22 protein-coding genes are annotated in these 24,644 nt (G+C 41.3%); 7 read left to right on the top strand and 15 right to left on the bottom strand.

The window, feature by feature from the left end; genetic code table 11:
- Window positions 1-49: 49 nt before the first annotated feature.
- Window positions 50-463 carry a competence protein ComJ gene (comJ, locus tag AM592_RS00110; protein ID WP_053601894.1) on the top strand — a complete coding sequence of 138 codons (414 nt, stop codon included), beginning with the start codon at window positions 50-52 and terminating at the stop codon, window positions 461-463.
- 17 nt (window positions 464-480) lie between these two features.
- Here comJ and pdaA read toward each other — a convergent pair whose 3' ends face one another.
- Together pdaA and AM592_RS00100 are read right to left on the bottom strand one after the other, a co-directional pair.
- The gene (gene pdaA, locus AM592_RS00105) at window positions 481-1,236 is read right to left on the bottom strand and encodes a delta-lactam-biosynthetic de-N-acetylase (protein WP_053605926.1); all 756 of its coding nucleotides are present in this window, start codon (window positions 1,234-1,236) and stop codon (window positions 481-483) included.
- A 126-nt stretch (window positions 1,237-1,362) separates the two neighbouring features.
- Window positions 1,363-1,548 (bottom strand): SE1561 family protein, encoded by a 186-nt coding sequence (locus AM592_RS00100; protein WP_053601893.1) that lies wholly within the window; start codon window positions 1,546-1,548, stop codon window positions 1,363-1,365.
- A 95-nt stretch (window positions 1,549-1,643) separates the two neighbouring features.
- Here AM592_RS00100 and yfkAB point away from each other — a divergent pair, with 95 nt between their 5' ends.
- On the top strand, window positions 1,644-2,762 hold the full coding sequence (gene yfkAB, locus AM592_RS00095; protein ID WP_053601892.1) for a radical SAM/CxCxxxxC motif protein YfkAB: 1,119 nt from the start codon (window positions 1,644-1,646) through the stop codon (window positions 2,760-2,762).
- Between the two features lie 4 nt (window positions 2,763-2,766).
- A complete protein-coding gene (locus tag AM592_RS00090) occupies window positions 2,767-3,600 on the top strand; it encodes a mechanosensitive ion channel family protein (RefSeq protein WP_053601891.1) in 834 nt (277 codons plus the stop codon).
- 342 nt (window positions 3,601-3,942) lie between these two features.
- On the opposite strand, the gene AM592_RS00085 is transcribed toward AM592_RS00090, so the two are convergent.
- Window positions 3,943-4,728 (bottom strand): YfkD famly protein, encoded by a 786-nt coding sequence (locus AM592_RS00085; protein ID WP_053601890.1) that lies wholly within the window; start codon window positions 4,726-4,728, stop codon window positions 3,943-3,945.
- 62 nt (window positions 4,729-4,790) lie between these two features.
- On the bottom strand, window positions 4,791-5,849 hold the full coding sequence (gene cax / locus AM592_RS00080; RefSeq protein ID WP_053601889.1) for a calcium/proton exchanger: 1,059 nt from the start codon (window positions 5,847-5,849) through the stop codon (window positions 4,791-4,793).
- Window positions 5,850-5,980: 131 nt separating this feature from the next.
- On the opposite strand from cax, the gene AM592_RS00075 reads away from it, so the two are divergent.
- Complete coding sequence (locus AM592_RS00075; RefSeq protein ID WP_053601888.1) at window positions 5,981-7,159, top strand: MFS transporter; 1,179 nt, start codon at window positions 5,981-5,983, stop codon at window positions 7,157-7,159.
- 222 nt (window positions 7,160-7,381) lie between these two features.
- Here AM592_RS00075 and AM592_RS00070 read toward each other — a convergent pair whose 3' ends face one another.
- Genes AM592_RS00070 through AM592_RS00060 form a run of 3 tightly spaced genes read right to left on the bottom strand, consistent with a single transcriptional unit; the run spans window position 7,382 to window position 9,019 of the window.
- Window positions 7,382-8,194 carry a YihY/virulence factor BrkB family protein gene (locus AM592_RS00070; RefSeq protein WP_053601887.1) on the bottom strand — a complete coding sequence of 271 codons (813 nt, stop codon included), beginning with the start codon at window positions 8,192-8,194 and terminating at the stop codon, window positions 7,382-7,384.
- A gap of 5 nt (window positions 8,195-8,199) precedes the next feature.
- The gene (locus AM592_RS00065) at window positions 8,200-8,532 is read right to left on the bottom strand and encodes a YtxH domain-containing protein (protein ID WP_053601886.1); all 333 of its coding nucleotides are present in this window, start codon (window positions 8,530-8,532) and stop codon (window positions 8,200-8,202) included.
- Between the two features lie 16 nt (window positions 8,533-8,548).
- Entirely contained in the window at window positions 8,549-9,019 is a 471-nt protein-coding gene (locus AM592_RS00060) for a low molecular weight protein-tyrosine-phosphatase (RefSeq protein ID WP_053601885.1), read from the bottom strand.
- A gap of 176 nt (window positions 9,020-9,195) precedes the next feature.
- Between AM592_RS00060 and AM592_RS00055 the strand changes: the two genes are divergently transcribed.
- On the top strand, window positions 9,196-9,414 hold the full coding sequence (locus AM592_RS00055) for a DUF1128 domain-containing protein (protein WP_082363622.1): 219 nt from the start codon (window positions 9,196-9,198) through the stop codon (window positions 9,412-9,414).
- Between the two features lie 38 nt (window positions 9,415-9,452).
- Here AM592_RS00055 and AM592_RS00050 read toward each other — a convergent pair whose 3' ends face one another.
- On the bottom strand, window positions 9,453-9,968 hold the full coding sequence (locus AM592_RS00050) for a type 1 glutamine amidotransferase domain-containing protein (protein WP_053601884.1): 516 nt from the start codon (window positions 9,966-9,968) through the stop codon (window positions 9,453-9,455).
- Window positions 9,969-10,247: 279 nt separating this feature from the next.
- On the opposite strand from AM592_RS00050, the gene AM592_RS00045 reads away from it, so the two are divergent.
- On the top strand, window positions 10,248-14,567 hold the full coding sequence (locus tag AM592_RS00045) for a bifunctional 2',3'-cyclic-nucleotide 2'-phosphodiesterase/3'-nucleotidase (protein WP_053605924.1): 4,320 nt from the start codon (window positions 10,248-10,250) through the stop codon (window positions 14,565-14,567).
- 23 nt (window positions 14,568-14,590) lie between these two features.
- Here the strand turns inward: AM592_RS00045 and AM592_RS00040 are convergent, their stop codons facing one another.
- The 7 genes from AM592_RS00040 to AM592_RS00010 form a co-directional block, all read right to left on the bottom strand.
- Window positions 14,591-15,505 (bottom strand): alpha/beta hydrolase, encoded by a 915-nt coding sequence (locus AM592_RS00040; protein ID WP_053601883.1) that lies wholly within the window; start codon window positions 15,503-15,505, stop codon window positions 14,591-14,593.
- Window positions 15,506-15,904: 399 nt separating this feature from the next.
- Complete coding sequence (locus AM592_RS00035; RefSeq protein WP_225970304.1) at window positions 15,905-16,270, bottom strand: DUF2500 domain-containing protein; 366 nt, start codon at window positions 16,268-16,270, stop codon at window positions 15,905-15,907.
- Between the two features lie 131 nt (window positions 16,271-16,401).
- Entirely contained in the window at window positions 16,402-17,118 is a 717-nt protein-coding gene (gene treR / locus AM592_RS00030; RefSeq protein WP_053601881.1) for a trehalose operon repressor, read from the bottom strand.
- A complete protein-coding gene (gene treC, locus AM592_RS00025) occupies window positions 17,105-18,823 on the bottom strand; it encodes an alpha,alpha-phosphotrehalase (protein ID WP_053601880.1) in 1,719 nt (572 codons plus the stop codon). The genes treR and treC overlap by 14 nt, the downstream gene beginning before the upstream one ends.
- 23 nt (window positions 18,824-18,846) lie before the next feature.
- Window positions 18,847-20,277: a PTS system trehalose-specific EIIBC component gene (gene treP / locus AM592_RS00020; protein ID WP_053601879.1), complete on the bottom strand. Its 1,431-nt coding sequence runs from the start codon at window positions 20,275-20,277 to the stop codon at window positions 18,847-18,849.
- Between the two features lie 156 nt (window positions 20,278-20,433).
- Window positions 20,434-21,738, bottom strand: a complete 1,305-nt coding sequence (locus tag AM592_RS00015) for an FAD-binding domain-containing protein (protein WP_053601878.1) — start codon at window positions 21,736-21,738, stop codon at window positions 20,434-20,436.
- A 62-nt stretch (window positions 21,739-21,800) separates the two neighbouring features.
- Complete coding sequence (locus AM592_RS00010) at window positions 21,801-22,175, bottom strand: DnaJ family domain-containing protein (RefSeq protein ID WP_053601877.1); 375 nt, start codon at window positions 22,173-22,175, stop codon at window positions 21,801-21,803.
- Window positions 22,176-22,371: 196 nt separating this feature from the next.
- Here AM592_RS00010 and AM592_RS00005 point away from each other — a divergent pair, with 196 nt between their 5' ends.
- Window positions 22,372-24,312 carry a lipoteichoic acid synthase gene (locus tag AM592_RS00005; RefSeq protein ID WP_053601876.1) on the top strand — a complete coding sequence of 647 codons (1,941 nt, stop codon included), beginning with the start codon at window positions 22,372-22,374 and terminating at the stop codon, window positions 24,310-24,312.
- Window positions 24,313-24,644 lie beyond the last annotated feature (332 nt).

Here is a 24,644-nt window from a genome sequence, read left to right as displayed (position 1 = left end):
CATTGAAAACAGTTTAGGGTATGACATTATCAAAAAGGAGTGAGGGCACGTGAAAGCTTGGGAGCCGAAAGAGCTAACTGTTTCCTATCATCAAATTACAGTGCATCCTAAGGGTGAAAAACCGCCCGTTATCAATTGGACGAAAGAAGCAATGAAAAATGGGTTTGCTATTGCAGAAGGAGCCGTTTCTTTTCAAGCGCCGGTCAATGCAAAAGCTGTCATTGAAGTGTCATTGGATGTCCCCGGAGAAGTTTGGCATTCTGACCGGCACATCAGCGTTCCCTTTGAATTAAAGCAGGACGGGCTGAGTATTCAAAGCGATATGACAAATAAGCTGGACTATGACCTTCCTCCAGGATCGTTTCTGCTTACCTGTTACATCATTCCTTTAGAAGTCCACCTGATAAAGTATTTATTTGCTTTTCAAAGCTTGAACGATGAAAATTCCGCCATCTTAGGATGACGGAATTTTTTTATGGGCTATAAAGCAGGAAGCAGCAGCTGTTTTTCAAACAATAAGTCATCCAAGCTTTTAAAGGTGTAGCCTTCCCTTTTCAGATCTGTTATTGCCTGATCGAGTGCCTCTGCATTATCTTTAGATACCGTATGAAGAAGGTATATGACACCAGGATGGGCTTGTTTCATAATATTATCATAGGCGTACTTCCAACCTTTTTGCGAATCAATTTTCCAGTCGACAAACGCAGCTGACCAGAATACCGTTTGATACCCCAGCTTCTCGGCTTCATTTAATACCCTCTCACTGAATACTCCACGCGGAGGCCTCAAGTACAGATTATCCGTTTTTCCTGTGACCTGAAAAACCGCTTGATTCACTGTTTCCAGCTCTTCAGAAATGGTCCTCGCTGTTTTGGTCGTTAAATCTGGATGATGATAGGAATGGTTTCCAATAATATGCCCTTCGTCCGCCATCCGTTTGATAAGCTTTGGCTGATCCGTTACAAAATGACCGGTCACAAAAAAAGCAGCTTTTACTTTGTGCTTTTTTAATACATCCAAAACCTTGTCTGAGTAACCATTCTCATAACCGTTATCAAAGGTGAGATAGATTGTCTTTTCTTTCGTATTGCCATGATAAAAAGCTCCGTACTTTTTGATTAGTTCATTGAGCCTTCTCCCTGCGTCTGCCGGCTCGTGATTTTTGCTTTTCGAAAAGCCCCAATTTATCTTATCGTTGGAGATCGCTTGAACCGGCAAGGTACATGAAATGAGCATAAGAAAAACACTGCAAAATAAAAAGAATCCCTTCACTACACTCGCTCCTCCGTTAATTCTTTCTTTTATTTTCTAATAACGAAGGGTATTTCATGCAGAGCGGAGAGATGCAATACTTACCAGCTGCTACTCCCAATCCTTTTTAAACCGCTTGTATTTTTCTTCAATCTCATCCACCATTTTTAAGAGTCGATCGATATCCTCAACATCTGTAGATTCCGGGTCTATTGAATCAATTACGGTCATAAACATTTCCAATCTGTTTTTCAAGTAATCGATTTGCCGATCTTGGTCTGTCACTGAGTTTCCCATTTTCTCACTCCTTACGTGTTGCGAATTCGTTCTCACAGGTCTACAATTATAAATTGGACGTTGTTATATTGTCCACTAAAGGAGTTAGATGTATTATGATTAATCAAACATTACAACCGATTTCCCCGGACTACGATCCATGGGAAGCATATATGGATGTCGAGCAGTACGGCGGACTCCATTTGACGAATATCGAATTCACAACCACGAATCTTTGTAATATGAGATGCGCTCATTGCGCAGTCGGATATACCCTGCAAACGAAAGACCCGGATGCTTTGCCTGTCGATTTGCTTCTGAAACGTCTCGATGAAGTCCCGCTTCTTCGGTCGATCAGCATAACCGGCGGAGAGCCGATGCTTTCTTTAAAGTCAGTGAAAGAATATGTTGTGCCTTTATTGAAATACGCCCATGAACGGGGAGTCAGAACACAAATCAATTCCAATCTGACCCTCGACATCAGCCGCTATGAAATGATTATTCCCTATCTTGACGTGCTTCATATTTCTCACAACTGGGGAACAATAGAGGAGTTTGCTGATACTGGCTTTAAAATGATGGATCGAAAGCCGTCCATGAAGCAGCGAGCTGCATATTTGAATAACATAATTGATAACAGCCGGACACTGGTGAAAGAAGGCGTTATGGTGTCTGCAGAAACGATGCTGAATAAACAAACGCTTCCATACTTAGAACAAATCCATAACCAAATTGTCCATGAGATGAAGTGCCAACGCCATGAAATCCATCCGATGTATCCGAGCGACTTTGCAAGCGCGCTTGAGACGCTTAGCCTGGATAAAATGCGGGAAGCCATTGATTACCTCTTAGAAATTCGCGATCCATCAACCTGGATGCTTTTCGGCACGCTTCCTTTTTATGCATGCAGTCCAAATGAAGCAGATCAAGCTTTGCTTAAAAAGTTGAGGAATGCGAAAAACGTAACCGTACGAAATGATCCTGACGGCAGGTCAAGACTGAATGTCAATATTTTTGACGGAGACGTGATTGTCACTGATTTTGGCGACACACCTGCTCTTGGAAACATCAAAACGGATACACTACAGTCTGCCTATTCGAAATGGCAGGAATCCCGCCTTGCAAAAGAGTTGAATTGCCATTGCAGTGAGGTTAAGTGTCTCGGTCCGAATGTTCTTGTGAAAAATAGCTACTATCAAGGCGTAGACTTTACAAAACGCCGTGCAAGAGGGTGAGTAAATGGTTGAGGCTTTAAAAGAATGGAAAGTCGTAGAAATGGTCGTCGTCGGGCTGATCTTATGGGCAAGTGTATTTATTATTAATAAATTGGTTCATAAATTTTTTGTTCGTACCGATTTTATTGCCGAAAGAAACGAAAAAACAATTGAAAGCCTCATACGCTCGGTTACGAGATATACGGCTACCTTCGGCTTTGTCCTTTACGTCATCTCGCTATTCATCGATGACTTCGGCAAAATCCTGGCTGGTGCGGGGATTGCCGGGATTGTAATCGGCTTTGGAGCCCAATCGCTAATCAAAGATATTTTGGCAGGAATTTTTCTCATTTATGAAAGGCAGCTCCATCAGGGCGACGTTGTGACGGTCAACAACACCTTTACTGGAGCTGTCGAAGAACTTGGATTACGTTCCCTTAAAATTAGAGAGTGGAGCGGAAAGCTTCTAACGATCAGCAACGGAGAAGTCCGGCAAATCCAAAATTATAATATCCAATTTATGAGGATCACAGAGCGGGTAGTCATCAGCTTTAAAGAGAATCCTGAACGGGTATACCAAATCCTTGAAGACCTGTGCGAGGAATTGAATGAGGAACTGAAAGCAAGCCTGAAAAATGATCACCTCGGCCAGCCAACTGAACCCTTTCAAGTACATGGGATTACAAGCATGAATTCTGTAAATCGGGGAATTGAATTTACAATTAAAGGGGTAGTCAAAGATGATGACTACTTCGAAAGCTCCCTTTTTGCAAGAAGAAAGCTTGCCCAGAAGCTGTACGAAAACGACGTGCAAATGCTTGAAGAAGCAGTAAGGATTATGCCGCAAAAGAAGAATTGATGAAAAGCCTGTCTTATTTATGGACAGGTTTTTTGTATGTCTGGGTTATATTGGTATAGTGCCGTTACGGCAGTATGTGCCGGTTGCCGTGGTTTATGTGCCGGCTCGTTATTTTATGTGTCGCTCGACATGGTTTATGTGCCCTCCTCGCCTTTTTTTGTGCCACTCAACGTAGTTTATGTGCCTCCTCAGCATTTTTTGTGCCACTCGACGAAGTTTATGTGCCCTCCTCGCCTTTTTTTGTGCCACTCGACATGAATTATGTGCCACTTGCCTCGGTTTATGTACCTCCAACAATCTCTTCCAAAAAAAAGCAAGCCGCTAATTTCGCGGCTTGCTTCATTAATTTCCGACATGAAATCCGAATGTTACATGGTCTTGAACAGGTATCCAAGCTCCGATGCCTTGCGAGGTTACATTTTTAACAACGAGCTTTCTTTTATTGCCTCGAAGGACCAGGTAGACCTCTCCATAGGTGACTTTTCCTTTTTCGTTGATGGCCGGTGCATAGGCATAAAGGTAACCTAATTTCTCAGACGGCACATTATAGATTTGGTCCCGTTTTGAACCGGCACCTACGATCGTTTCAAATGCAAGCGGGAGCTTCGTACGTTCCATCGCCTTTTGCATCATCATGCTTTTAACATCTTCAGCGTTCGGAACCTTTGCAGTCAGACCACCTTTAATGACCTGCCTCTTTTCTTGGGAATATCTGATTTCCTGAGTTTTATTCCCACCGCGATTATCAGCGCGGTTGATATTAATTTTTCTATATTCCCAATTAGCGACTGTTTCATTGGATTGATACCCGAGTGCCCATCTTCCTAAATAAATCGTCGCCCTGTAGCCTAAAGCGAGAGGCGTTCCGGATACACTTGATTCATTGAGCATCTCAACCAGATGCGGATTCTCAATCGGAATGCCTGCTGATTCAATTAGTTCCTTGGACAATGCGCTGGGCTGAAGAGTTGGCTGATCTTGGGATGAATTCGGGTACGTGTTCTCCTTTGAAATATTAGTTACTGAGCTGGGAATTTTTAAGGATTGATTCGCAGCATTCGTTTGCTCAACTAGTAAAGGGTTAGCAAATAAAAGCAAGACAATGGTAAAATACAGTACTTTTTTCATTTCATCACTCTTTCTGCTTTTCCCTTATTCTTTTCATCCTGTCTTAAAGTTATCCAAATTTCTTAAAGCAGGAAGAATCCTATGGCCATTATCAAATAGGCGGCAAGCAGGGTTGCCCCTTCAAACCAGTTGGAATCACCGTCATTCGAGATAACAATCGCCAAAAGAACCGCGGAAGCCATGGAAATAAGCTCGGGCAGCGTGAAGACGAGAGACATTCGCTCCTCAAATAATACTGAGATAAGCACGAGAATTGGCGCGACAAACATCGCGATCTGCAGCGTAGATCCAATCGCTATTTCCACCGCGATATCCATTTTATTTTTATACGCCATAATGATTGCCGATGCGTGTTCTGCCGCGTTTCCGACGATGGCAACGATAATGACCCCGATAAACAGCTCACTCCAGCCGAATTGCTCTCCCACTGTATCAAACGTATGGACAAGATTTTCTGAAATGTATGCAACCGCAATGGTAGAAAGAAGCAAAACGAGCACGGCCATTTTTCCTGACCATTCCGGTTCCTCATGTTCTTCATGAGCTTTTTGCTCGTTTTTTGACTGGTAGACCCCTCTATGCGTCACAAGCTTAAAATAAAGGGCAGCGACATACAATAGGATCATAATGATACCAATTCCCGCACTCAGGCTGAATCGTTCGCCTTCTGACATGTTCATGGAGAATACCTCAGGAATGACAAATGCGACGAGTACAGCAAACATTAAAAGCCCTGAATTATGCCGGGCATCAAAAACGTTAAACTTCTGCACTTTATATTTAATTCCTCCGACAAAAAAGGATAAGCCCGCTACCAAAAGCAGGTTTCCTAACACGGAACCTGTTAACGAGGCAAGAACAATTGCGACCAACCCTTCTTTTAACGCAAAAATCGAAATGATCAGCTCAACTGCGTTTCCAAACGTAGCGTTTAATAGTCCGCCAATTCTCGGTCCGGCAACGATCGCAAGACTTTCTGTTGCCCTTCCCATGAAGCTTGCCAACGCGATGATCGTCAAGCAATAGATCAAAAACAAAAGCGTCGAGGGCCAGTGCATCAGGCTGCCGACAACAGACAGCGGTACGCCGACAACTGTTAAGATTAAAAAAATTCGATTCATAATGAGTCCTCTCCTTTTGGTTATATATACATCTTGTGCGATCACCTTTTGAACTATACTCTAATTCACTTGTAGAAAAACCACATTCGTTGTAGGATCATTTTAGATTACTTTAATTAGGAGAATCCATCATGTCACGGTTTCATTTTTTTGTTTTAGTATTAATTGTTGCGATTTCAGGATTTTCACAAGGCATGCTTCTCCCTGTTATCTCTATTATTTTCGAACAACAGGGTCAGCCTTCCGGATTAAACGGGCTGCACGCTACTGGATTATATATCGGCGTTTTGCTCGCCTCGCCATTCATGGAAAAACCGTTACGAAAATTCGGCTACAAAAATATGATTATCGTTGGCGGCCTGCTCGTCGTATTAAGCTTATTTAGCTTTGTTTTCATCAATTCGTTTGTCGTATGGTTTTTCTTTCGGCTGCTTGTCGGAATTGGTGACCATATGCTTCACTTTTCCACTCAGACTTGGTTGACAAACTCCGTTTCAAAAGAGAATAGAGGACGAAGCATTTCATTGTATGGGCTGTCCTTTGGTTTAGGGTTCGCCTTGGGCCCTTTTTTAGCGCCGCTTACAGAATACAGTGAGTCTCTCCCGTTTATTTTATCGGCTTCCCTCAGTCTGCTGGGCTGGATGTTTATTTTTAAAATAAATAATGAGTACCCGGAAATAGATATACAAAGCAAAACAAGTGACAGCAGTATCAAGAGATTTGCAAAAGCGTTAAAATACGGATGGGTAGCGTTTTTGCCGCCGTTTGGCTATGGCTTTTTAGAAACGACCCTCCATGGGAATTTTCCTGTATATGCCCTGCAAATGGATATGTCGGTAAATGATGTAGCCGTGATTCTCCCCGCTTTCGCGATCGGAAGCATTGTTTCGCAATACCCTTTAGGATTGCTAAGTGATAAATTCGGCAGAAAAATGATTCTTTCAATTGTTTTATTTACCGGTGCAGCATCTTTCTTTTTGGCAGGCTTTACGACTTCAACCATTTTGCTTTTCGGCTGTTTTTTTCTGGCTGGAATGGCTGTTGGCTCGACTTTTTCTTTAGGCATCAGCTATATGACCGATCTGCTGCCGAAATCTCTTCTGCCAGCCGGCAACCTGATGTGCGGCATTTGCTTTAGTATCGGAAGCATATTAGGCCCTGTTGCTGGCGGTTACTATATGGAATTTTTTGAACATGCCAATCTTTTTTACTTTATTACCGTTGTTTTGGCTGCAACAGGAATTGCCATTGTGTTTGGCAAAACAGAAAGCATGAAGCAAAGCTATCCTTTGGGACAACACCTATCATGATATAAAGGAAAGGACCATCCTAAAGGATGGTTCTTATTTTAATGATAGCCGTTTTGGCCGTTAGCTGATCCGCTCGTTTTATGTTTCGGTTTGCTTTTTGAGTTTTGTTTGTTATGGCTCCCGCCTTTTTTTGAATGTTTGCTCATCAGTTTTCCTCCGCAATCCGTATTTGAAATACCTTTGGCAGGTGTTCTTCTTTAGGATGTGCAAATTCACTTATTTTCATGAAGCCTGAATTTTTCGTTTATAGATCAACGCGTTTATTTCTCCGCCAATCAGAATCATTATTCCACTCAGGTACAGCCAAGTCATCAGGACAATAATCCCTCCGATACTTCCGTAAGTGGCGCTGTAATTGCTAAATGAGCTGACGTAATAAGAAAACAGCGTACTTACAACGATCCATCCGACGGTTGCGATAATCGCTCCCGGAAAAACATAAGCGAAGTGCAGGCGTTTGTTCGGCGCAAAGAAATAAAGCGCAGAAAAAATGACGAGTAGAATCGTGATACTAATGATGTATCGCAATGCTTCCCAAACCGTTATAAACGTACTTGAAGCACCGATAAAATCTGAAACAAACATACCGATTTCCCTGCCGAAAACCGGCAATAGCAAAGCGATAATGATCGTAAAAACCATCGCTACAGTCAAAATGATCGAGGTCAGCCGAACGACGATAAATGACCGGTTTTCTTCAACTTCATAGGCAACATTAAATGACCTGACAATTGCTTCTAATCCATTGGATGCAGACCACAAGGCTGCAAGAATACCAAAGGAAAGCAGCCCGCCGTTTCTGTTGTCAAGCGTCTCCGTCACATTCGACTCAAGCATGGAAGATACTTCTCCAGGCGCATATTGCTTGATCACTCCCAAGACATCTTGCGGACTGAGAGGAAGATACGCTGTAAAAGAAAGAAGAAAGATCATAAATGGAAAAAGAGAAAGCAAAAAATAGTAAGATAGCTCTGCGGCCTTACTCGGCCCTTCATGCTGAATAAATCTCGCAATAAGTTCTTTTATAAAATCCAAATCATTCACTCCAAACGTTTAGGGGTATTCTTTGAAAAATGCTCCTTCGTTTCTTCAATGAGCTCAATCACTTTCGGTGTCGTCTTCTTAAGCTCTTCAATTTGCCCATTGATAAAACTGATATTTTCTGAAACTGTTCGTGCAGCATCTTTGACTTCATCCAGCTTTTGTTTTGTCTGTTCAGTCAGAAGCTCTGGATTTTTTCTGTAGGTGGCAAACATTCGTTTTGCCTCAGAAACCTTTTCCCCGCATGCATTTCTCGTCGGCTTATGTAAAAGAGATAATACAGCTCCAAGCGTTGCACCGATCAACATATTTTTGCAAATCACATTTTTCATTATCGATCCACTCCCTTTATAAGTTGTGTTCTTTCACGATTCGATCCAAAAGCTTTTCGCATCCTCGGGTAACAAGGCTGTATACCTCTTCAAAATTGCCGGTATAATAAGGGTCAGGCACATCCTTCGTCTCGGATTCATCGACTAAATCAAGCAGACGTGAGATTGCAGCATTTCCTGAATACCGCGCTATTACCTTAAGAGCACTGATATTTTCAGCATCCATGGCAATCAGGTAGTCAAATTTTTCTAAATCTTCCTCTTCAACAACTCTGGCAGCCATTCCTTCTGTACTTATTCCCTTTTCCTTTAAAAGAGAACTAGTTCCTTCATGAGGGGGATTGCCAACATGCCAGCTTCCTGTACCTGCCGAGTCGACGCTTATTTTCCCCTCTAATCCTTTTTTCTTTACTAAATCTCGAAACACGGCTTCAGCCATAGGGGATCTGCATATATTCCCCAAACAGATAAATAAAACTTCAATCATTTCTTTAGCCTCCCTTAGTCTTACCCCATCTTCATATAAAAGAAAACTTATTTCTCTCGCCAAATTTCATTCTAAGTTTTTTATTAAAGGTTGACAAATCCTCTTAACTTTTGGAACAATGAGTCATAATATTAGCTTGGATTGGACTGGCAAACAATCATAAAGGAGGACTTAAGTTGTCCGAAAAAAAAGCAGAACAAATGAATCAAATGGTTGAAGAGATTAGCCAAAAGATTAATATGCTGAATGTCGGCATAATAAAAGTAGAGGATGTCAGCGATGAAAAGCTGGAGAATATTACTGACCTTCATCAAATGGTGATGAAAAAGGACTCTTTCAGTCCAAGTGAAATGCAAGCAATCATTGAAGAGCTAGCTACACTAAGAAAAAAATAGGAAAACTCCCGTGTATGGAAATCACGGGAGTTTTTCGCTTAAGCAAGAAGCTTCAAAGATTCTCTCGTAAACGCAGGGATATCATCCGGAACACGGCTTGTAACTAATTGATTTCCGCAAACAACAACCTCTTTATCCTGGAAGTTAACACCTGCATATTCCATATCAACCTGGATGGATTTATAGCCCGTGGCGCTTCTGCCATCCAATGCTTTTGCCGTAATTAATAACTGAGGGCCGTGGCAAATCGCAAATACCGGCTTGCGATCATCCATAAACGCTTTGGCAAAGCTCACAAATTTGTCGTCTGCCCTTAGTTGGTCGGGGGAAAAGCCGCCAGGGATCAAGAGAGCATCGAAGTCAGAAGGGCTGACATCATCTATTGCTGCGTCAATGGTAACGGAAGCTTCTCCCTGCTTTCCAGTCACAGACTTTCCTTTGACATTCTCAATGACGGTTAATTCATGCCCTGCTTCTTTAAAGGCTTTCGCCGGTTCTGTAAACTCTACATCTTCAAATAAATCGGTTAACACGACTGCAATTTTCTTACTCATTTGAATTTCCCTCCTCTAGTTCTTTGTCTAGTTGAAAATTTCCCTAACTTTTTTAAATTAAACATTCTAGAAAACAATCGTCCCATAAAAAATAAAATCGACAAGTCCAAATACCTATTATAACGAACGAAATTCCCTATCTTTCTCCAAAAAACGGCACATTGTCAATTCATATGACAAGGTTTTTTCATTTTTTACAAGTTTTTTATAAAAATAACTTTAATTGTTTACAAAATATTTTTAAAATAATACTGTGTGACAATTTGGAAAGGTGGGAAAATAGTGGGGAAAACGAAAGGCCATTTTGGTTGGCGAAAAGTACTACATATCATTGTAAGCTTTGCACTAATTGCTAGTTTCTTTCTTCCGGGAATCGCTTCAGTTCATGCAGAAGAAAACGCTGGTAATAGCCCTGAAATCGATATGCAAATTTTGGGGACGTCGGATATTCACTCGTACATTATGGATTACGATTATTACAGTGACAAAGCCATTACTTCTTCCGGTCTTGCAAGAACGGCGGAGCTGATTGCCCAGCACAGAGCGCAAAACGCAAACACGCTGCTTGTCGACAATGGAGATCTCATCCAGGGAAATCCGCTTGGAGAGTATGCCGTAAAGAAAATGTCCGAGGACATTAAGAACGGCTCTGTCGTTCATCCAATTATCGATGTAATGAACAAATTAAACTATGACGCTGGAACTCTAGGAAACCATGAGTTTAACTACGGCCTGGACTTCCTTGAAGGTACACTTAAAGGAGCAAAGTATCCTATCGTAAATGCAAACGTCCTAACAATGGACGGCAAGCATAAGTACGAGCCGTACAAAATTGTCGAAAAAACGTTTAAGGATAAAAGCGGAAACGAGCAAAAAGTTAAGGTTGGCTATACAGGCTTCGTTCCTCCCCAAATCTTAACCTGGGACAAGCAGAACCTCCAAGGGAAAGTACAAGCTGAAGACATTAAAAAAGCTGCTGAGAAAGTTGTTCCGGAAATGAAGGCGAAAGGCGCAGACATTATCGTTGCCCTTGCACATACAGGAATTGAAAAAACAGAACAACCTGAGGGCTCGGAAAACATGGTGTTCGATCTCTCGAAGGTCGACGGCATTGACGCCATTGTTTCCGGTCACCAACACGGGAGATACCCGGATCCGAAGTTTAACGGAGTAAACGGATTTGATGTAAATAAAGGAACGATCAACGGAGTCCCTGTGGTTATGCCGAAAAACTGGGGCAGCCACCTTGGTGTTATTGATCTTAAACTAAAAAAATCTGACAATAAATGGACGGTTGCTGATTCCTCTGCGAAAATCGAGGCAATCACAGGTGTTACGACAAGCAATAAAACCGTAACAGATGCGATTTCTGATACACATAATAAAACACTTGAATATGTAAGGACACCTGTCGGAAAAACAGAAGCCGACATTAACAGCTTCTTTGCCCAAGTCAAAGACGATCCATCGATTCAAATCGTAACAGATGCACAAAAATGGTTTGCTGAAAAAGAAATGAAGGACACACAATATAAAGACTTGCCTGTCCTGTCAGCAGGAGCACCGTTTAAAGCCGGCGGACGCAACGGCGCTGATTATTATACAAACATTAAAGCCGGAAATCTTGCCATTAAAAACGTGGGTGACCTTTATCTTTACGATAATACAGTATATGTTGTAAAGCTAAAGGGATCTGAGGTTAAGCAATGGCTGGAAGCTTCAGCAAAGCAGTTTAACCAAATCGATCCGAACAGCCCAAATGAACAGGCATTAATCAATCCGGATTTTCCATCCTACAACTTTGATGTCATCGATGGCGTGACTTATCAAATTGACGTCACAAAGCCGGTAGGCGAAAGAATCACCAACTTAAAATACAACGAAAAAGCGGTTGATCCAAATCAGGAATTTTTAATCGCAACGAACAACTATCGCGCGTCCGGAGGAGCAAACTTCCCGTTCTTAACAAGCGATAAAATAGTTTTATCAACGGCGACTGAAAATCGTCAAGTATTGATTGATTACATTACTGAAAAAGGAACATTAAACCCTGCTGCCGACAACAACTGGTCAATTGCACCTATCAAAGGGGCAAATGTTACATTCGAATCTTCCTTAATGGCCAAAGAGTTTGCCGATAAAGCAGACGACGTAGATTTTGTCAAAAACTCAGAAACTAGCGGACTTGGAGTCTATAAGCTGAATTCTGACGGTGCAACTACGCCGCCGGAAGAGGACGATACGTGGGATTTGACAGTCATGCATACGAACGATACGCATGCCCATGTTAATAATGCGGCACGCCGTTTGACAAAGGTAAATGACGTACGCTCACAAGCTGAGAACAGCATTCTTCTTGACGCCGGCGATGTGTTCTCGGGAGATCTTTATTTTACAAAATGGAACGGCCTTGCTGATCTGAAGTTTATGAATATGATGGGCTATGATGCTATGACGTTCGGTAACCATGAATTTGATAAAGGCCCGAAAGTATTAAGCCAATTCATTAAAGGCGATTCATCTGTGGTGGATCCAAACAACACGTACGGGTTTGAAGCTCCTACGTTCCCGTTTGTTTCTGCGAACGTTGATGTATCAAAGGATCCAGACCTTAAAGGATTCCTAAGAGAGCCTGCCACGCTTACTGCAGGTGAAAAGAAAGATCCTGGAATTTACCCTTACATTCTTCTTGATGTAAATGGTGAAAAAGTAGCTGTATTTGGTTTAACAACTGAAGATACTGCATCTATTTCAAGCCCTGGTCCAACAATCAAATTTAACGAAGCCACAGCAGCAGCTGAAAAAACAGTAAAAGAAATTCAAGATAATGAAAAAATCAATAAGATCATTGCCCTTTCTCACCTTGGCTACGAACGTGATCTTGAGCTGGCTGAAAAAGTGAAAGGCATTGACTTAATTGTCGGCGGCCATACTCACACGAAGGTAGAAGAGCTTAAAGTCGTTGAAAACGAAGAACCAACTGTCGTTGTCCAAGCAAACGAATGGGGAAAATTCCTCGGAACAGTCGACGTTGCTTTTGATAAAAACGGTGTCGTAAAAACGGATCAATCCGACATGGAATTACTCCCAATTGACGAAAATGTTCCTGAAGATACTGAAGCTAAAGGTGAACTTGATGAGCTTAAAACTGCTCTGAGTAATTTAAAAGCAGAAACTGTCGGAAAAACAGATGTAGCCCTAGACGGTGAGCGCAATCACGTACGCCGCAAAGAAACAAATTTAGGAAACTTAATTGCTGACGGTATGCTGGACAAAGCAAAAGCAAATGGCGGCGCTGACTTAGTCATTACAAACGGCGGCGGAATTCGCGCCAGCATTGATAAAGGGGATATCAGCCTTGGTGAAGTACTGACCGTTATGCCATTTGGCAATACACTTTCTGTCGTAGAGCTTACAGGTGCACAGGTCAAGGAAGCTCTCGAACATGGAATAAGTTCATTACAGCCTGGATCGACTGATCTGAAAGGAATGTTCCCTCAAGTAGCAGGTGCAAGCTTCACCTATACATTAAGCAAAGAGCCTGGCCAGCGTTTACTTGATGTACAAGTAAAAGATAAGAATGGAAACTTGATACCAATCGATGAAAAGAAAACTTATAAAGTGGCAACCCTTAGCTTCATGGCAAGCGGCGGAGACGGCTATAGCGTCTTTACTGAAGGAAAAGAAACACCGCTTGGTTTTTCCGATTACGAAGTTTTTGTTGAGAAGCTTCAAAAAGGAACTGTTGCTCCTGAAGTAGAAGGCAGAATTAACGAAGTGCTTATTCCTAAGAAGACTGACGGGGTTTGGACATTTGATGATGCTGCCTTTGAAGATTACGTGAAAAACGCAAATGATGTAATCTTTGATTTAACAGGTACAGAAAAAGACAAAAATATTGAATTAAAGCTGACTGCTGATCAAGTGAAGTTTTTGAAAGAATATCAGAAATTCTTCACGATCAGAAATGATTTAATCGGCATGGAGGTTCCGGTTTCTGAACTGAGAGACGAAGAAGCCTTGATCAAGATCGGTATGACCGAGCCAATCGATGAAGCAATAACAAATGTTTATGATTTCTCAATTACCCAAGGGAAAGACACAATCTCTGAGTTTAGTGAGCCAGTTGGTCTTTTCTTCCGCATTGATCCAAACAAAGCTACCGAGCCTTCTATCTATTTTGTTAATCGAGAAAAGGAAGAGCTGACTGAAATTGAATCAATGTATGAAGAAGACGTTGTTTACGGATATGTCGATCACTTAAGCGAATATGCGGTATTTAATAAACCTGATGATTCTGAGCAGCCAGTAGATAACGAACCTAATGATCCGGGTGATGGAAATGACCCAGGAAAAGATAACGATCCAGGGAATGGAAATAAACCTGGTGACGATAACGATTCTGACAATGATAACACCCCTGGTAACGACGACAATTTAGGCGATGATAATTCAGACAACTCATCAGATAATGGAAACCAGCTTCCAAGTACTGCAACAACAATGTACACTATGCTTGCGATTGGTATAACTGTGTTACTGCTGGGCGCTGTCATGTATTTCTATCAACGTAGACAGGCCAAAACAAAAGAGCTGTAAAAAGAACTTAACCCTTGCTGAACTCAGCAAGGGTTTTCTATGTTATTATTCAAAAAGTCTTTTATGGATTGATAATACAATTCAGGATTCAGACTAAACCCTTTTACATGGCCAGCTCCTTCAACCATGATCAGCTTCTTGACTCCCTCAGCTTTTTCATACAATTTTTTTGCCATTTCAGCCGGAATCAGCTTGTCTTTCGTCCCATGAAAAATTAACAGCGGCGTATTGACCTTCTCCAGATACTTGATAGGCGAAACATCCTCAATTCCCCATCCGTACCGCTTCTTAATCAGGCGGCTCGTCAGACGGACAAACAAAGGTATAGGCAGCCTGGTCACTGATTTTATTTGAAATTTGCACAGTTCTGAGAGATCGCTAAAGGAAGAATCTGCGATGCAAAACTTAATCCGGCTATCCTGCCTGATACACTGAACAGCTGAAGCAGCTCCCAACGATTCTCCTAAAATGCCGATGATGGCTCCACCTTCTAGCTTTACTTCAAGCACATCTACCCATTTTGATAAGTCATCCTTTTCATAGTACCCATAGGAAATATGTTTTCCCCCGCTTAAGCCGTGGCAGCAAAGGTCACAGAGCAAAACATTGTAGCCAAGACTATGAAAAAGCCTCACATACTTATAGCTTCCAAACAAAGACCATCTGATGCCATGGGCGACGATGACTGCCTTATTGCTGTTCTCGACTGGAAAATACATCGCATGGAGCTGATAACCATGAGTGGAGTACACAAACAGCTCCTCTTTCTTTATTGTATTGAACACCCCTTTACTAATTTCTCCTTTGGCCACACCTGCCAAAAAGGTTTTTTCATAAGCTGTACTTTTAGGCAATACAAATAGGAAGCTGACAATTATACTGGCTGAAATAAACAGGATGGAAATCCCCACGCCCATTAATAAAAATCCAACCCACATGTGATCACCTTCATCATAATGTTTCTATATTTTATTCTCAGATCACCGGGGTGTGATTGGATTCTGGAAATTCCACCTTGCTATTGATCCCGCATTAACGGTCAGTAAGACCCCCCACCTCGAAAGACTTAGTTCACACTCTCAGAAGTCTGCCTGCCCGTAAAAGCTAGGATTGTTTCAGTGGAGGACGGGCAAAAACCCCCTACTGATTGAAGGTTCACTTTATTCGAAAGTGATTTATACTTAATTGCACAGTTCCAGAGTTTAAATGCACAATGCTTGCTAGTATTGCACAGTTCTATGCCATAATTGCACAGATGCCTGCTAGAATTGCACAGTTTTATGACTTATTTGCACAGAACCCGTCTCGATTTGCACAATTCTAGATTAGTTACTTGCTTATCGATCTCTCTCAAAATGCAAAAATCTAGTCCCCTGAAATGAAAGAGAGCCTGAATCGTCTTCCGCAAGTTCGGCATACTGTTGTGCCTTTACTTGAAGCTCCATCCTATCCCCGCTCTCCACTTCAAATGTGGCATAGTTATAAGATCTTGAGGAAGAATCACCAGAGCCGCCGTGTACTTCTGTCCTCTTTCCTGTCACTTTAGCTCGTACAGTTAACTTAGGCTGCTGATTGTTGTGATTCCATGTGGAAATTCCTTTAACAGCAGTAAAAATTATGATTCCAAAAACACAAATAACCCCAATAACAACGATAGTAAATACAATGTTGAATATACTATCCTGGAAATAAAAATCAGACACCAACTGCATCTCTCCCGTGTTCTCTTACTCTATTTACGTTTTACCTGAAAAAAAGTTTCATTCGGAGTATAGCGCTATATGTGTAATCCCGCCAAAACAAAAAAAGCAGCCTATCACTAGAGCTGCTTTTCTCATCTTCCCCGTCTGGCAAAATCTACGAATCTGAATTTATCCAGCCTGTGTCTGCTTTCCGTATATTGAAATAATGTCGCATCTTCTAAAAAAACAAAATTCCGTACGACTACAATATGATCGAAGCCATTACGATCTAAATATTTTTCATCTTCATCCGTGCAAGCTTCGACGACAAATTCTTTCTGAGCAAAGCCGATTTTCATTCCAAGCTCATCTTCAATGTATTCGTAAATCGAGTTTTCACATATTTCCTGTGTCAGCATTGGGACACATTTACGGTAAATATAATCCTTGTCCAGAATAACATGCTCGCCGTTTATTTCTCTGGATCGTATAATGCGCCAAATTTCATCGTCCGGCTCTGCCTTCAGCTGCTTACAAAGATACGGATCCGGATGAATTAATCCGAATTCGTGTACCTTTGTGCATGTTCGTCTTCCAAGGGTTTTGCTCAGCTCTTTAAAACTAACAAGGCCCGAGACAGGAAATCTCATTTTCTCTACATTTAAAACGACCGATCCTTTGCCTCTGATCTTTTGAATGTATCCATTTTGCGCCAACAGATTGAGAGCTTTTCTTACCGTTTCTCTAGATGTTTCATATTGAAGCGAAAGCTCATTCTCAGAAGGCAGAATATCCTCTGCCTTCACAATCCCTTGATCAATTTTTTTCGCAAGCTCTTGATAGATTGAATCGTATTTATTTGTTGTCATCTTTCGCACCTTGTACTTTTAAATGGAAAATGACACTTTCGTATGGCTTTAGCTGAAAGGACGAGAATGGCTTCGGTTCTTCTTTATAGTTTGATAGCAATACATTCGCTTCATAGCTGCCCTCATCCAAATGCTCCGGCCAAGCAAAGTCCGCTTCTGTTTCGTAGAAGTTATTGATGACGAGGAGCTTTTCATTTTCACTATTTCTGAGATAAGCAAAAATATTCGGGCTTTCTTCTAAAATCAGCTCATAATCACCTTCAGTGATAATTTCGTATTCTTTTCTCAGCTCATTGAGCGCTTTGTAATGGTAAAACACACTGTCTTTGTCAGCCAATGCTTGCTCCACGTTGATTTCCCGATACTTTTCTGCCAGGGGAATCCACGGAGTACCCGTTGTAAATCCGGAATTTTCTTCTGCATTCCATTGAACAGGAGTCCGCGAATTGTCCCGTGATTTTTGTTTGAGAATCTCAATAATTTCGTTTTCTGCCATTCCTCTTTCTTTTAAAATCCTGTGGACGTTTCGTGACTCCACATCCCGGTAAGAGGTAATTTCTTCAAAGCCGGGATTGGTCATGCCAATCTCTTCCCCTTGGTAAATGTACGGCGTCCCTTGCATCATATGAATCGTTGTGGCGAGCATTTTTGCCGATTCACGATGGTATTTCCCGTCATTTCCATAGCGCGAAACGACTCTCGGCTGATCGTGATTGCACCAAAACAACGCATTCCATCCACCGCCTTTATTCATCTCAACCTGCCATGTTGACAGAATTCTCTTTAATAGAGAGAAATCAAAGTCCGCTGTGACCCATTTTTCTCCGTTTGGATAGTCTACCTTTAAATGATGAAAATTAAAGGTCATATCTAGTTCCTGGCTCTTAGGATTTGAGTATTTCACACAATCTTTTATTGTTGTCGATGACATTTCGCCTACGGTCATGCTTTCATATTTTGAGAAAACCTCGCGATTCATTTCATGGATATACTCATGGGCTCTTGGGCCATCTGTGTAAAATCTTCGGCCGTCTCCAGGAGGGATTGAGCCATCATCATCCGGAAAGGTCTGATTCTTGCTAATTAGATTGATAACATCGAGCCTAAAGCCGTCGACTCCTTTTTGAAACCAAAAATGCATCATCTCGTATAGCTTTTTCCTCAGCTCCTCATTTTCCCAATTGAGATCGGCCTGAGTCACGTCAAATAGATGTAAATAATACTCTCCTGATTCTTTATCTAGCTTCCATGCGCTTCCCCCGAATTTGGATTGCCAATTGTTCGGTTCAGTTCCATCTGATTTCGGCTCCTTCCAAATATAGAAGTCCCGGAAAGGGCTTTCTTTTGAGGAGAGAGCGCTCTTAAACCATTCATGCTCCGTTGACGTATGGTTGATTACAATATCCATAATCACCTTGATCCCGCGGTTATGTGCTTCATCTAGCAGTCTCTCGAAATCCTCCATTGAGCCGTATTCCTCTTGAATCGAGAAATAGTCACTGATGTCATAGCCATTATCGTTCTGCGGAGATTGATAGATTGGTGTGAGCCAAATGACATCTACGGAAAGCTCTTTTAAATAATCCAGTTTTTCAATAATTCCTTGTATATCTCCAACACCGTTTCCTGTCGTGTCGTTAAAGCTTTTTGGATAAATTTGATAAACGACTGATTTTTTCCACCAAGGCTGCTGATTTGTTTTCATACAAGCACCACCATTAGACAAATTTATGAAAGGGACTGATCTCTTGTCCCATATTTCACGTCTTTTTTCTTCATTTTAGCAAAAAGCAACGTACTGACGAAAGGAAGAACCAAAACGATCAGCATACCTATCGCAAACGGAAGCCAATACTCCCTTAAAATCGAGAAAATCCCAGGAATCCCGCCTACACCGACTGTTCCAAGCACCCCCTGGCTTGAAATATACATTCCAGCTATGGAAGATGAAGCCATCGCGATGATAAATGGAAAGCGATGCCTGATATTGACCCCGAATATGGCCGGCTCAGTAATTCCGAGATACGCAGAAATTCCCGAAGTAAGTGAGAGCCCTTTTTGCTTTTGATCCTTTACGATAAACATCATTGCAAGTGCAGCCGACCCTTGGGCAATATTAGATAATGCTAACATCGGCCAAAGGAATGTGCCCCCTAAAGCGCTTCCTTGCAGCTGCAAATCCACGGCAAGAAATGTATGATGCATTCCTGTCACAACAAGCAGGGCATAAAAACCGCCGTAAAGTAATCCCCCAAGCCATGAGGCATGATCAAAAATGCCTACCAAACCATCTGTTAAAGCGTTTCCAATTGCAAATGTTAACGGTCCGATCACGATAAATGAAAGAAATCCAATGACCAAAAGTGCAATTGGCGCAACAAGCAAAAGCTGGATGCTTTCCGGAATTTTTTTGTTTAAAAACTGCTCAAACCTGGCTAACAAATAGGACGCAACCAGAATCGGAAGCACCTGCCCCTGGTAGCCGATCTGTTGAATTTCTAGGCCAAACAGGTTCCAGGTCGGAATTTCTACTTTCCCGAAATCCCATGCGTTAATGAGAGCTGGATTAACCAAAATCAATCCTAAAACAATACCGAGCAGCGGATTTCCGCCAAATCGTTTCACTGCTGACCAGCCGATTAATGCCGGCAAAAACCCAAATGAGGTATTGGCGATCAGACTTACCATGGTGGTAAAATCTGCCCACGCAGGATACACTTCAATAACTGGACGGCTGAAGAATATTCCTTTACTTGTTAATAAATTATTAATCCCTAGGAGCAGACCCGCTGCAACAATTGCCGGCAAAATAGGTATAAAAATATCAGCAAGCGTTTTCACGGCACGCTGCAAAGGATTTAAATTTTGCTCAGATGCCTTTTTCACGTCATCTTTGGACGCTTCGCCTACCCCGGTTTCTTTCACTAATTCAGCATATACTTTATTGACTGTCCCTTGGCCGATAACGACTTGAAATTGCCCATTCGTTGAAAATGATCCCTTGACGACATCGATTTGATCGAGCGCCTCTTGATCCACCTTTCCCTCATCCTTTAATGCTAGACGAAGTCTGGTGACACAATGGGTTGCTGCTGCTATGTTGTCTTTTCCACCGATCGCTTTCACAATCTGAATGGATGACTGTTTGACATCACTCATATGACTACCCCCGTAATCGTTTTCATTTCTCGCTGTCCCCTTGTATATACAAGTTATACTTTTATACTACTCTTGTATATACAAGTAGTCAAGAGAAAAATTATAGCGCTTCCAAAAAAATAATACCCTAATGCTGATTTTCATTAGGGTACTCGTTTAATAAATATCAAATTTCATTTGCCCTGTCGGAGATTCTTCTTGTTTCGTTTCATCGTTCGACACCAGCCCTTTTAGCACGTTTGCAGTATTACGATTCGCTTTTTCAATATCGACAAACGGCGCTGGATAATTTAATTGGAAGAATCCCGGATACTTCCAAGGCTCGTGAATATATTTTTGCGGCAGATGATTTAATTCCGGTACGTATCTCTTAATAAATTCTCCGTTCGGATCTTCCTTCCGCCCTGTTTTCACAGCATGGGGAATACTCTGCTTTCCTGATTCCCCTGCGGCTTTTCGTATCATAGTGTAATGGACTTCTGGCCTGTAATCTATCAAAAGCTTGGCCAAATCAAGTGCTGGCCTCCTCCAATCCCACAGCATCGTGCAGCAAAGAAACGAAACGATCATTTCCTTGAAAGAATTCTCCATCATCCCGGTTTTTCTAGCGCACCTCATTGCTGCATCAATAATGGGTATTCCAGTTCGCCCAAGGAACCACCTTTCGTAATATGCCTCTTCTGTTTTCTTTCTCACTGGATCAAGGTCTGTTTGATTGGACAATAAAGAAGGAACGTCTTGTTCAACTAAGGATTTGGCGTATAACTTCATTAGAGAACGGATTTTTGGTTGATTCTCGACTTCCTTAATGATCTGTCGTATGGACAGGTTTCCCCACGCTAAATAGGCGGACAAGCTATCGAGGTTAATATTTGGCAGCATTTCATGCGCCTTGTCCTCTCCGCCAACCTGTCCGTATGAAACCGGCTCTCCTTTTACGTGAAATGAATAGAGCGGTTCAATCGAAGTGAAGAATTCCTTCGGTTCATACCCAGGACAGGTGATCCTTTCCGAAGGTTCAAGCGGATCCTTACTGATGTACTCCTTCCACATTTGATTAAACCTGTGACTTTGCCCATCAAATTGCGTAATTTCATAAAACGGAAGTTCATGCGCTTCCATCCATTCTCTCACCAACTGATTTCTTTCTTCCGCTTCATATGTTTCATTTTCTTTATGAGTAAAAAGCTGAAATGGTCCGTAAAATTCATAAATCAAACGAAGTGCTTCATCCATTTCCCCGATAAAGAATAATAAGTGTCCGCCCCTTTCTTCCCATTCCTTTTGCAGCTCTTTCAAGCTTTCCAGGACAAATCGAAAATGCCGGATACTTAGATCCGGCTTTCTCCATATTGAAGGTTCTGCCACATAAATCGGCAAAACCTGCCCAGTCCGTGAAGCAAATTGTAAAGCTTCATGGTCTCTTATACGCAAATCCCGTTTATACCAAAGTACGTTCATTTGATCACTCCGAGAAAAGGTTTTCATAAAAAAAACTGTTCAAACCAATGAACAGCACGATTTTACCATCCCAGCTTCTTATTTACCCTGTTTTTATAAAATGATGAAGCAGGTGAGCCGAACGTATTCTTCTTTTTGGTAATCTGATCCAATCGAAGCTGTTTCTCACTTTTTAATTGGTTAAGCTTCTCCCGTTCACTTTCGTCATAGCATTTCGCGATAAGATCATCGATGGTCATCATTTCTTTTTTTAATGCACCTTCGTCTTCGATCATTCCAGCATTTTTCATCATCCTGTATCCCATCCGCAAATGCTCCGGCACATGCGAAAGATCATCAAGCTTTAACGGTTTTCCCATACCTTGAATATTTTTGAATTCCCCATTTTTAATGGCTTCTTTTATTTTGTTCTCTGCAATAATATGTGAAATATCCATCCCCTGTCATCCTCCATTCCACATGTTTAACTTCATTATAGCAAGTAAGCTGAAAATTAAAAACCTTTTCACTTTATTACATTTTTTATATTAAAATATCATTTTACCATTCTGCTTTGCTAATTGGATATTTTATGCTATATTATTAGACGATCATTTTTCATGCATTTTGTTCTGTGAAAAAGGAGCGTATATTATGAAAACGTTTTTACAAAGAAATGGTCTTAGATTGTTTGCAGCAGCCACAATTCTTTTATGGATAAAAACATATGCAGCTTATTTAATAGAGTTTAAATTAGGGATTTCAAATGTCATTCAAGTGATATTGTTATTTATCAATCCGCTTAGCTCCAGCCTGTTTTTTCTGGGATTCGCCCTATTATTTAAGCGGAGGGGACGTAAAATAGCACTCATTGGCATTCATTTTTTAATGTCTTCATTATTATATGCCAATATCGTTTACTATCGATTCTTTAATGATTTTATTACAGTCCCTACCCTTATGCAGGCAAAAGTTAACGGCGGCCAATTGGGCGACAGTGTGTTTTCTTTAATGAGTCCATTTGATATTTTTTATTTCGCGGACACTATCTTACTCATAATCCTTGCGATGAAATTGAGAAAAGCAGATGAAAAAGCGGAGAAAAAACCTTTCAAAGTAATAATGGCAGCATCAATCGTCGTTTTTCTTTTGAATCTAGGTGCTGCTGAAATTGACCGTCCTGAGCTTTTGTCACGTACGTTTGACCGTAATTATTTGGTTAAATACCTTGGTGCTTATAATTTTACGGTATATGACATCATCCAAAATACTAAATCAAACAGTCAGAGAGTTTTTGCAAATTCCAATGATATTACAGAAGTGGAAAACTACATGAAAGCCACTTATGACGAGCCGAATCCGGACTATTTCGGCAAAGCAAAAGGGATGAATGTCGTCTATATTTCATTAGAATCCCTGCAAGATTTTATCATCAACTATAAAATAGATGGGAAAGAAGTGACTCCGTTTCTAAACTCTCTTGTGAATGAAGATAGTGAGACCCTTTATTTTGACCATTTTTACCATCAAACGGGACAAGGCAAAACGTCAGATGCCGAATTTATGATGGACAACTCATTGTATCCATTATCACAAGGCTCTGTGTTTGTAAATAATGCCCAAAACACATATCAGTCAGCACCCGCCATCTTAAAGCAAGACGGTTACACTTCCGCAGCTTTCCATGGCAATTACAAAACCTTTTGGAATCGCAATGAAATGTTTAAAGCGATTGGTTATGACAAGTTTTTTGATGCAGACTATTATGATATGAGCGAAGGCAAGACGAAAAATTACGGTATGAAGGATAAGCCTTTCTTTAAAGAGAGCATGCCTCTATTGACAGGATTGAAGCAGCCGTTTTATTCGAAATTCATTACCCTATCTAACCATTTTCCGTTTCAAATGGATTCAGGGGATACGGAATTTCCTGCAGGCAATTTTGACGATGCCGTCGTCGACAACTACTTTCAATCTGCCCACTACATGGATGAGGCGATTGAACAATTCTTTACTGATTTAAAGAAATCTGGTCTTTACGATAATACAGTCATCGTAATGTATGGGGATCACTATGGAATTTCAGAAAATCATAATAAAGCTTTGGAGAAAGTTACCGGAAAAGAAATGACGGATTACAACAATGCTGATATGCAGCAGGTTCCGCTCTTTATCCATGTTCCTGGTATCGAAGGGAAGACTGTGAGCAAATACAGCGGTGACGTTGATGTGGCTCCTACCCTTCTTCACCTGTTAGGCAAGGATACGAAAAATTATCTGATGTCTGGTTCTGACATTCTTTCTAAGGAGCACCGGGAAGTGATTCCTTTCAGAAACGGAGATTTTGTTTCACCTGAATATTACAAGATTGATGGAAATTGCTACGCAGCTCCAAGCGGAGAACCAGCAGTTGACAGCACTAAGTGCGAAAATTATTCAGAGCAAGCAAAAAAAGAGCTTGAAGTGTCAGATCAGATTGTGAACAGCGACCTTCTACGCTTTTACAATCCACCGGGCTTCAAGAAAATCAATCCTGCAGAATATGACTATACTCATCCAGATAAAAAAAATGAAGAACAACAGACAAAAAAATGATCAGAAAAGAATTCCAACTGGCCAAAAAGGTAATCGCCTTTTTGGCTGGTTTTTTGTGTTTGTGGGTTTTTTCCTGTTACTTTTGTTAAACTGGCGATCCATTGGGTTTCGACGATCTTGAGCTAGTTTTGTATGTATGACCTTTTGATCTTGGTACCGTTATGGGGTGATTTTTTCGATTTATAAGCGATCTTGGGCTGCTTATGCACGGTCTTTTCGGTTTATGAGCGATCTTGGGCTCGTTATGCGCGATCTTTCCGATTTATGAGCGATCTTGGACTCGTTATGCACGATCTTGCCGATTTATGAGCGATCTTGTACCGTTATGCGCG

Source organism: Bacillus gobiensis (assembly GCF_001278705.1).
Classification (GTDB): Bacteria; Bacillota; Bacilli; order Bacillales; family Bacillaceae; genus Bacillus; species Bacillus gobiensis.
This window is presented reverse-complemented; position numbering and strand designations above follow the sequence as displayed.

Excerpts from the sequence above, each read along its gene's own strand:
- AM592_RS00085 (WP_053601890.1), bottom strand. The coding sequence starts at position 4,728 with ATGAAAAAAGTACTGTATTTTACCATTGTCTTGCTTTTATTTGCTAAC.
- AM592_RS00005 (WP_053601876.1), top strand. The coding sequence starts at position 22,372 with ATGAAAACGTTTTTACAAAGAAATGGTCTTAGATTGTTTGCAGCAGCC.
- AM592_RS00015 (WP_053601878.1), bottom strand. The coding sequence starts at position 21,738 with ATGAACGTACTTTGGTATAAACGGGATTTGCGTATAAGAGACCATGAA.
- treP (WP_053601879.1), bottom strand. The coding sequence starts at position 20,277 with ATGAGTGATGTCAAACAGTCATCCATTCAGATTGTGAAAGCGATCGGT.
- AM592_RS00040 (WP_053601883.1), bottom strand. The coding sequence starts at position 15,505 with ATGTGGGTTGGATTTTTATTAATGGGCGTGGGGATTTCCATCCTGTTT.
- AM592_RS00100 (WP_053601893.1), bottom strand. The coding sequence starts at position 1,548 with ATGGGAAACTCAGTGACAGACCAAGATCGGCAAATCGATTACTTGAAA.
- AM592_RS00075 (WP_053601888.1), top strand. The coding sequence starts at position 5,981 with ATGTCACGGTTTCATTTTTTTGTTTTAGTATTAATTGTTGCGATTTCA.
- AM592_RS00060 (WP_053601885.1), bottom strand. The coding sequence starts at position 9,019 with ATGATTGAAGTTTTATTTATCTGTTTGGGGAATATATGCAGATCCCCT.
- AM592_RS00090 (WP_053601891.1), top strand. The coding sequence starts at position 2,767 with ATGGTTGAGGCTTTAAAAGAATGGAAAGTCGTAGAAATGGTCGTCGTC.
- treC (WP_053601880.1), bottom strand. The coding sequence starts at position 18,823 with ATGAAAACAAATCAGCAGCCTTGGTGGAAAAAATCAGTCGTTTATCAA.
- pdaA (WP_053605926.1), bottom strand. The coding sequence starts at position 1,236 with ATGCTCATTTCATGTACCTTGCCGGTTCAAGCGATCTCCAACGATAAG.
- AM592_RS00050 (WP_053601884.1), bottom strand. The coding sequence starts at position 9,968 with ATGAGTAAGAAAATTGCAGTCGTGTTAACCGATTTATTTGAAGATGTA.
- AM592_RS00065 (WP_053601886.1), bottom strand. The coding sequence starts at position 8,532 with ATGAAAAATGTGATTTGCAAAAATATGTTGATCGGTGCAACGCTTGGA.
- cax (WP_053601889.1), bottom strand. The coding sequence starts at position 5,849 with ATGAATCGAATTTTTTTAATCTTAACAGTTGTCGGCGTACCGCTGTCT.
- AM592_RS00010 (WP_053601877.1), bottom strand. The coding sequence starts at position 22,175 with ATGGATATTTCACATATTATTGCAGAGAACAAAATAAAAGAAGCCATT.
- yfkAB (WP_053601892.1), top strand. The coding sequence starts at position 1,644 with ATGATTAATCAAACATTACAACCGATTTCCCCGGACTACGATCCATGG.
- treR (WP_053601881.1), bottom strand. The coding sequence starts at position 17,118 with ATGACAACAAATAAATACGATTCAATCTATCAAGAGCTTGCGAAAAAA.